The organism is Microcoleus vaginatus FACHB-2002 (genome assembly GCF_040004035.1).
GTDB classification, from domain to species: Bacteria; Cyanobacteriota; Cyanobacteriia; order Cyanobacteriales; family Microcoleaceae; genus Microcoleus; species Microcoleus vaginatus_C.
This window is the reverse complement of the sequence record NZ_JAMPLN010000076.1, coordinates 1-8,709: the sequence shown is the minus strand read 5'-3', so window position 1 is coordinate 8,709 and position 8,709 is coordinate 1. Positions and strand designations below refer to the sequence as shown.

Below are 8,709 nucleotides of genomic sequence, written 5' to 3'. Positions count from 1 at the left end.
TTTTCCAATGCCAGAGTAACCGGATACTAGCATCATTTCGGTGCTGCCTCTGCTGACTCGCTCAAAGGCTGCTAATAAGGTTTCAACTTCTGTTTCTCTGCCGTAGAGTTTTTCGGGGATGAGGAAATGGTCTATAATATCCCGCGTTCCCAATGCAAACGTCTCAATGTTACCCGTGTTTTGTAATTGAGCCAGACAAATTTCTAAATCGTGTTTCAGTCCTAATGCACTCTGATAGCGATTTTCCGCATTCTTTGCCATCAGTTTACTAACAATTTGGGATAAAATTAGGGGAACTTCTGGCTTGATTTGATGTACCGGAATCGGCTGTTTGGCTAGATGACAATGCACTAACTCCATTGGGTCGTCTGACTCGAAGGGTAACTGTGTTGTCAACAATTCATAGAAGGTCACACCCAGGGAATAAAAGTCACTCCGATAGTCAATGCCTCGATTCATTCTTCCTGTCTTTTCTGGGGAGAGATAAGCTAAGGTTCCTTCGAGGGTGTTGGGATTCTGGATTTCTTGGGTTTCTCTCGGCAGCAGGGAAGAAATACTGAAGTCAATGAGTTTAATTTGTTTGCTATGTGGGTTAATCAGAATATTGGCTGGTTTGATATCTTTATGAATAACTCGGTTTTGGTAGAGAGAGTGGAGAATATTTGCTAGTTCCTTGGCTAGGTTGAGAAAGTCTTCTAAAGATACAGATTTATCGGGTTGGTTTTTATCAGTTGCTGCCGGGATATAAGTAGATAGGGAAACTCCTCCAAAGTCCTCCATTATCAAAGCATAGGCGTTTTTGTAAGGTGCTAAATCGAGGGGTTCAACGACTCCAGGCAGACGTAGATTTTTGGCGATGGTGTACTGGTTGCGGAATTGCAGCAGTTCGCTGAAGCTGGGGTATTCGTTTCGCAGCAGTTTGATGACGACTGGAGTCCGATCGCTCTCCCGAACACCGCGATAGACTAAAGTGCGAGATCCTGCATAGAGTTGTTCTGTTATGCGATACCCTGGCAGGTCAGTAATTGTCTCCATTTTCCAGTTCTCAATAAATTGGGGGTTACTATATCTCTAGTTTACTCAGCCAACTTGAAAAATTCTCAATGGCCTCTAATGTTCCTGCAATTGTCAGTGGGCGTTCTGTACGAACGATCGCAGTTCGTTGGATACTGAAGCCATATTATTAATTGTTTTACAGCTTTTGATTACCAACTGATAATAAGCGGCAATCCCGGTCGGAAATCTACCTGTTGTCCCTGCACTTCTCCATCAAAACCCAGCTCGACAAAATACTCGGTTCCTATCCGTAACTTTAGCTGATTTGTCTCAAGCACTGCTTGAAGTTCAGGTGACGGATTATTGGCCGCAGGACTGACTAATTCTACACGAGTAATTTCCCGGAAACCAACACCATGCTCCAAAGGCTGTGACTTATCAGCCGAGTATTGATCTGGACGTTTACCAAAGGAAATTTGGAAAAGCATCGGCTCAGTCAACACATCACTATTTGTTCCTACTGCGATACTCATCGTTTCAGATAAATAAGGTGGACGATATGCCCAACTAGAAAATGCAACTGTGTCCTCAGAACCTTTGGCTGGACGCAAACAGATGCCAAATGGACACGCACCATTATTCCGATTTGTCGATCGCTCCCAAAGACGAGTCTGATGAATAGGCTCAGACTTCGCCTCTTCTGGATCGTGAATCCATAACAATTCCAACATTGCGTTATGGAAAAAGAAAGAGCGATTGGCTGTACCTTGTCCGTGATGAATGCGAGCTCCACCCTCAACTAAACCGAATGAGGATAAACGATTAGCTTCCGAAGCACCAATATCAGTAAGGATGAAAAGATGGTCAAATTCAAATGTCATAGCATTGTTCATAGAATTGATCTATCGCTAAAGTAATTTTAATCCCCTGTGATTGCTTTTTTTCCGATCGCAACGCTGATGCTGCACAGCGTACTGTACCAAAGTCCAAAACCTCTACTCAGTAAATCTTTCCCAATCTCAAATCTCAAATCTCAAATCTAAAATTGATAGTCCCAAACCTCTACTCAGTCAATTTTTCTCAATCTAAAATCTAAAATCTAAAATCTAAAATCGCGCAATCGATCGCCCCAACCTTCCCCAAGCTTCAAGTTACAACTAGATTGAGGAACCATCCGCCCGCATCCGGCAGTCTCAACATCCAGTTAGCGACAATTCTGCTAAAGTCAGGTCATCCAAGGAGTGCATCTTGTAGAGACGCGATTCGCAGCCTCTGCCGCCAAAGCAGTAAAATCCCATCACATTGTCACCTGCCACCCGATCGGCAGTAAGTTAAAAATTAAGGTAGTTTGAAAATAATCGCCCAAAGTTGAAAGAAGCCTTGACATCTGACCTACACTCTCTAATTTAGACCCTCTAGCTGCGCTGCTATCCATATTTAAAAGATGCCATGTCAACCTTAGTCATCGTCGAATCTCCCACAAAAGCCCGTACCATCCGCAACTTCCTGCCCTCCACCTACCGTGTAGAGGCATCGATGGGCCATGTCCGCGACCTACCATCCTCCGCCGAAGAAATACCAGAAGCCGTTAAAGGGGAAAAATGGGCGCAACTCGGCGTAAACGTGGAGGCAGACTTTGAACCCCTCTACGTCATCCCGAAAGATAAAAAGAAAATTGTTAAAGAACTCAAAGATGCCCTCAAAGACGCCACAGAACTGATTCTAGCCACTGACGAAGACCGGGAAGGCGAAAGCATTTCCTGGCATTTGCTGCAAATCCTCAAACCCAAAGTGCCCATCAAGCGGATGGTGTTTCACGAAATCACCCGCGAAGCTATCCGCGATGCTTTGACTCACTGCCGCGATATCGACAATCGAGTTGTACAAGCCCAAGAAACTCGCCGGATTCTCGACAGACTCGTCGGTTACACACTCTCTCCGCTACTGTGGAAAAAAATCGCTTGGGGTTTGTCGGCCGGTAGAGTGCAGTCAGTCGCTGTACGCCTTTTGGTGCGCCGGGAACGGGAACGCCGCGCTTTCCGCCAAGGTAGTTACTGGGATTTAAAAGCCCTTTTGGAAAAGGGCAAAATTTCCTTTGATGCCAAACTCGTGACTGTCGGCAATGTAAAAGTTGCAAATGGCAGCGATTTTGATGAAAATACCGGGCAAATTATCGCCGGCCGCCGTGTACTTTTGCTGAACGAAGAACAGGCGCGGGCTTTACTCTCACGCATCCAAAACAAACCTTGGACTGTCGGGAATATTGAAGAACGGCCAGTCACCCGCAAACCTTCGCCGCCGTTTACGACCTCGACTTTGCAGCAGGAAGCTAACCGCAAGCTGCGGCTGGGTGCGCGGGAAACAATGCGAATTGCCCAAGGTCTCTACGAACGCGGTTTTATCACCTATATGCGGACGGATTCGGTGCATTTGTCCGAACAGGCGATCGAAGCGGCGCGCAGTTGTGTGCAAGAACTTTACGGCAGCGAATACCTCAGCCCCCAACCGCGCAAATACACCACGAAAAGCAAAGGCGCCCAGGAAGCCCACGAAGCTATCCGTCCCGCTGGCAGCACTTTTCGGACTCCGCAGCAAACTGGATTGGATGGGATTGATTTCCGCCTCTATGATTTGATTTGGAAGCGGACTGTCGCTTCTCAAATGGCCGATTCGCGCCAAACTCACGTCACTGTATTAACTCAGGTAGAAGATGCCGGTTTCCGTTCCAGCGGCAAACGCATTGATTTTCCAGGCTTTTTGCGGGCCTACGTGGAAGGTTCCGACGATCCGAATGCGGCGTTGGAAGACCAGGAGGTGATTTTGCCGGCGCTGAAGGTGGGGGATAAACCTAATTGTAAGGATTTAGAGGCAGTTGGCCACGAAACTCAACCTCCCGCCCGCTACACGGAAGCTTCTCTGGTCAAAATGCTGGAAAGCGAAGGTGTAGGCCGTCCGAGTACCTATGCGAGTATTATCGGTACAATTGTCGATCGGGGATATGCGAAATTAATAGCTAATGCCCTAATTCCGACATTCACCGCTTTCGCCGTCACCACTTTATTGGAAACACATTTTCCCGATTTAGTAGACACCGGTTTTACTTCCCGAATGGAACAAACCCTCGATGAAATTGCCACCGGCGAGGCGAAATGGCTGCCGTATTTGCAAAAGTTTTATACAGGGGAAACCGGGCTCGCAACCCAAGTTAAAGAACAGGAAAGTCAGATTGATGCGAAAGTTGCCCGAACTGTGGTGTTGGAGAATCTCACCGCCAAAGTCTGCATCGGCAAATTCGGCGCCTATCTGGAATCTGAAAGCGAAGAAGGCTTGGTAAAAGCATCGATTCCCCAAGATTTGACGCCTGCAGATTTAGACCCGGAACAAGTGGAGTTTCTGTTAAAGCAAAAAACCGAAGGCCCGGAAAAATTGGGTCTTCACCCGGAAACTGGGGAACCGATTTATGTGCTGATTGGCAGTTACGGGCCATACGTTCAGTTAGGGGAAGTTTCGGAAACGAACAAGAAACCGAAGCGGGCTTCTTTACCGAAGGGGACGGATAAGGATAGCGTGACGCTGGATATGGCGGTGAGTTTGTTGACTTTACCCCGCTTGTTGGGATCTCACCCGGAGACGGGGGCGAAGGTGCAAGCTAATTTGGGGATGTACGGGCCTTATGTGGTGCATGACCAGGGTAAGGTGGGGAAAGATTATCGATCGATCAAACCGCCGGATGATGTTTTGACTATAGGGCTCGATCGGGCTTTAGAGTTATTATCGCAGCCGAAAGCCGCCCGCGGCCGCAGCAAATCAGCCACACCTTTGAAGGAATTGGGCGCGCATCCAGAGTCGGGAGAATTGATCAATGTTTACGATGGCCGCTACGGCCCCTATGTGAAACACGGCGATATCAATGCTTCTTTGTCGAAGGATGAATCTGTGGAGAATTTCACCTTGCAAAGAGCACTGGAATTGTTAGCAACGAAGGAAGCAGCGGGAGGCGGTAAATCTAGCAGCAAGTCGAAGAAGTCAACTAACACTGCGGCGGCGAAGTCGGAGACTGCAACTGAGAAGACTGCAGCGAAGAAAACTACTGCTAAGAAGACGGCGACTGCGGCGAAGAAAACCACGACTAAGAAGGCTGCGACTGCGACAACAGCCAAGAAAACAACTAAGTCAAGTTAGCAGGATTTACGCACTGTACGGTCAGAAACCGGGTTTTTTGCAATAATTTGTTTTAGCAGACAGATTCGGTAAAAAACCCGGTTTCTTCGATCGCGCCGTGCGTAAGTAGGTCGGCTCTTTCTAAAGTAATCCTTTGGTTCTCATGATATAATCAAGACTATCCATGTAGTAATTGGAGTAATTGAATCACCATGATAGCTGAACTTATGGTACAACCTTCCTACTGGATCGAGCGTGAGATTTCGATTCAGAAAGTCAGAAATCTTTACTTATTCAAATTTACGGAAAACCTGCAAGCCAGATTAGAAGAATTAGCCGAGAGAAAAAAGGCTAATCTTTTAACTTCAGAAGAGGTTGTAGAATTAGCAAGCTTACTAGAACTTGATCGGATTTTTACCTTAATTAACGCTAAAGTTATAGCAGCCTCATGTCCGTAAACCGCGCTACTAGAAACTTAGTAAGAAGTAGAGCTAATTTTCTTTGTGAATATTGCCATTCAGCGGAAGAAAGTAGCTCTACTCTATTTACGATAGATCATATTTTACCTCGATCGATTGGTGGTAGCGATGAGCTTGAAAACTTAGCTTTAGCTTGTCATCGCTGTAATAATAATCGCTATAATTTTGTCACTGGTACTGACCCAGAAACAGAACAAGAAGTAACTTTGTTTAACCCCCGTCAACAGCAATGGTCTGAGCATTTTAACTGGTCTGCGGATGGTTTAGAAATAATGGGTATTACTCCAACAGGTAGGGGAACCTGCGATCGGTTAGACCTTAACGATCTATATCATAATGAAGGAGCGATTATCAGAGCTCGTCGTTTATGGATTAGGGCAGGGTGGCATCCTCCCTCTGGCGATCCTCGCCAAAATTCATAATATTGATAAGAACAGTTGATTTTAATCCTATGCAAGACGTTCGCCTTGAGAAAAATATTGAAGATCTCAAATCAGTTATCCGTTCGTGGGCGCAACAAAAAGAATTATGGCACGATTGCACATTTAAGTCATGGAATGAACATTTTGATGATGAACCACCAGAAAATCCATGCGTTTTAGTTCTCTGTGCTTGTGGGCAACTTGGCGAAATTCTATATGACGGTAATGAACTATACGATGAATTTGACGAACTCACTCAGAATACCGGGTTCTACGTCGCTAATTATGGAGGTGGAGTATTTACATTTTGGGTTATTGATGATGAAGAGTTAGAAGAAGCATATCGTAACTACTTTGAATGGCAATGGATTTGCGATTTAGTACAGCCAGATTTTTCGGATCTGTATGAAGAGGTTTATGAACGGTTTCATAAATCTCCTGATGATTTATACCACCTCGATCCCAGAAAGTTTGAGGTTTTACTTGATGGGATATTTCGTAATAACGGGTATCACACTAAACTTGGTTCTGGTCGATCTGACGGTGGTGTAGATATTCGCTTGTATTCTAACGATGTGATTGGTGAAGTTGTGACTCTAGTGCAAGCTAAGAGATACGCCACATCCAATCCAATCGACCTTCAAGCAGTACAAGCTTTAAGTGCTGTTGTTGAAGACGAACGAGCAAATCAAGGACTCTTTGTAACAACTTCACGATACTTGCCTTGTGCTCAACGCTTCGCCGCTAGACAAAAGACACGGATAAAATTAGCAACTTCAGACGAGGTGAGTCGCTGGTCTTTTTACGCCGCCGAGCGTATTATTCGTGATAAATCTAGTCTAGTAAAACCTGACCACTTGAAATATTTACTCAATTTAAATGGTTTAACAGATACGCTGGAAGGTAAGATTTTTCATGCTACTGAATACTATGGGATGATTCGGAACTGTTTTGCGATAGTTCTTCGAGATTCAAAAGGAGCTGCTTTACTCATGGAACTCCCAAGGACTACGGTCAGTATAGTTGGTGATTCTTTTCGAGGATACGAGATCCCAGATACAGGGATTGCTGCTCTTTCCTATTTAAATGCAGAAAAGGTGTTCAGAGCAAAAAAGAAGTACAAAGATGATGGTGAAGTTTATCTTTGGGGAAATCTAAATCGTTATTCTCTTTGGGATGGTATACCTCAGTATTACGATTGGTGTGATTAATAATCATCATTAGACATCTCTAATAATTATTGTGGAACAGGCATCTTGCCTGTTCCACAATAGGAAATTCTTGCTATGACTGTTACTCTTTTCTTTCTTAACTGGTAGCATTAAGGCCCCCTTCAGATTTAATTGCGAGCGGCCACAGCGGTTTTTATATTGACAATAATATCTGTTATGAAATACTTGAATCTGTGGGCGGATGCCATCCAGCACTAACCCACTGACGCCTGACACTAACAGCAATATTATTGTTTAGCTGTAGTGCTGTGACTGTGGCGCGGCCGCAATTTGTAAGTCCAATAATTTCTGTACCGTCTTCACTCCAAGCAAAATTTTGTGACAATTGTTGAGTGCGCGGATTAAACAACTTAACGTGCTTTTGCGTGACCGGATCTAATGCGTCAGTTTGGGTTCCTTTGTAATTATTGCATAGACTACAAGCCAGCCAGAGATTTTCTTCCTCGTCAGTACCGCCAATCGCTTTAGGAATAATATGGTCAATTTCCAATATTCCCAGGACATACATTTGTAAACTGCGACAATAACCGCACCGGTTTTGAGCTTGTGCGCGAACTCTGGCTCGAACTTGTTCGGAAATCGCCATTTTGCTTATCCTTTCAATGGTTCGAGCAAGCCGCGCCGCACAGCTTCATTTAAGGCTTGAGCTTGTCGCAATAGTCGAGTTTCATATATGTGGATTAATGCCTGCAATTCAGCCAGTTCTACAGATGCGATCGTACCGGATTGTTGGCGGTCTAGCAATTCACTCAATCGTTGTTCTTGGAGTGGTTGCAGCCGGATTTGAGTCTGAGTGATTACTTCTGAATCAGACAGTCCTGATACTGGTTTAGCGGTTGGTAAGAGAAAATTTTCCAGAGTTTCTACTAGAATCTCACTCACGGTGCGGTGGCGTTGCAGCGCTAGCAATTCTGCTTGGTGATAGACTTCATCTGGCAGATTTAGGGTGATTTGGGCGGTCATAGGTGCAAAGCTATGAAACTAATATTTATATTATGCCATATTTTACTTTGAGTATTAGACATCTGCCCAAAAGAAATGAAGAAGGATCTCGCTTGCTAAAAATACGGCGACAGCGACAAAGTAGAAAACCAAGTGAAATTAGTTTAGTTTTCACTCATCCCAGAAACCCGGTTTCTTAAAGAAACCGGGTTTCTTTATTTGTAAAACACTAGACAACAGGGCAAAAATAGGTTTGTACTTCGGTCCTTAAAATTCTCTTCTCTTATCTTCCTTTGTCTCATAAACGTCTGCGGGGTTCGATCGCCCCTATTTTTTTTGAGACATCTCAACTCAAACTCTTGTCCTGGGGGGGTGACAACCAGCCTGAAACCCAGAGGTGGTGAGGATTGAGCCCATGTGTGCTAAAAAAAGATAGGCAGCATAATTGTTACACGCTTGCCTATCCCAAAAATAATG

The 8,709-nt window shown here is 44.8% G+C and carries 9 protein-coding genes; 4 read left to right on the top strand and 5 right to left on the bottom strand.

Annotation, left to right across the window (positions count from 1 at the left end; all coding sequences use genetic code 11):
* From NDI35_RS29365 to NDI35_RS29355, 3 genes are all read right to left on the bottom strand, one after another.
* Positions 1-1,035, bottom strand: a 1,035-nt coding sequence (locus NDI35_RS29365) for a protein kinase domain-containing protein (protein ID WP_445315779.1), incomplete at its 3' end; no start/stop codon positions are given.
* A gap of 170 nt (positions 1,036-1,205) precedes the next feature.
* Positions 1,206-1,889, bottom strand: coding sequence for a VOC family protein (locus NDI35_RS29360; RefSeq protein ID WP_445315778.1), 684 nt, complete (start codon positions 1,887-1,889; stop codon positions 1,206-1,208).
* Between the two features lie 300 nt (positions 1,890-2,189).
* A complete protein-coding gene (locus NDI35_RS29355) occupies positions 2,190-2,312 on the bottom strand; it encodes a hypothetical protein (RefSeq protein WP_445315777.1) in 123 nt (40 codons plus the stop codon).
* 133 nt (positions 2,313-2,445) lie between these two features.
* Between NDI35_RS29355 and topA the strand changes: the two genes are divergently transcribed.
* The 4 genes from topA to NDI35_RS29335 all read left to right on the top strand — a co-directional run bounded on the left by topA (position 2,446) and on the right by NDI35_RS29335 (position 7,269).
* Entirely contained in the window at positions 2,446-5,178 is a 2,733-nt protein-coding gene (gene topA, locus NDI35_RS29350) for a type I DNA topoisomerase (RefSeq protein ID WP_445315776.1), read from the top strand.
* Between the two features lie 191 nt (positions 5,179-5,369).
* The gene (locus NDI35_RS29345) at positions 5,370-5,615 is read left to right on the top strand and encodes a hypothetical protein (protein ID WP_445315775.1); all 246 of its coding nucleotides are present in this window, start codon (positions 5,370-5,372) and stop codon (positions 5,613-5,615) included.
* On the top strand, positions 5,606-6,058 hold the full coding sequence (locus NDI35_RS29340; protein WP_015178579.1) for an HNH endonuclease: 453 nt from the start codon (positions 5,606-5,608) through the stop codon (positions 6,056-6,058). Before NDI35_RS29345 ends, NDI35_RS29340 begins: the two co-directional genes overlap by 10 nt.
* 29 nt (positions 6,059-6,087) lie before the next feature.
* Positions 6,088-7,269: a restriction endonuclease gene (locus NDI35_RS29335; RefSeq protein ID WP_445315774.1), complete on the top strand. Its 1,182-nt coding sequence runs from the start codon at positions 6,088-6,090 to the stop codon at positions 7,267-7,269.
* A gap of 175 nt (positions 7,270-7,444) precedes the next feature.
* On the opposite strand, the gene NDI35_RS29330 is transcribed toward NDI35_RS29335, so the two are convergent.
* Together NDI35_RS29330 and NDI35_RS29325 are read right to left on the bottom strand one after the other, a co-directional pair.
* Positions 7,445-7,876, bottom strand: coding sequence for an HNH endonuclease (locus NDI35_RS29330; protein ID WP_445315773.1), 432 nt, complete (start codon positions 7,874-7,876; stop codon positions 7,445-7,447).
* Positions 7,877-7,881: 5 nt separating this feature from the next.
* Positions 7,882-8,253 (bottom strand): hypothetical protein, encoded by a 372-nt coding sequence (locus NDI35_RS29325; protein WP_445315772.1) that lies wholly within the window; start codon positions 8,251-8,253, stop codon positions 7,882-7,884.
* Positions 8,254-8,709: the final 456 nt, after the last annotated feature.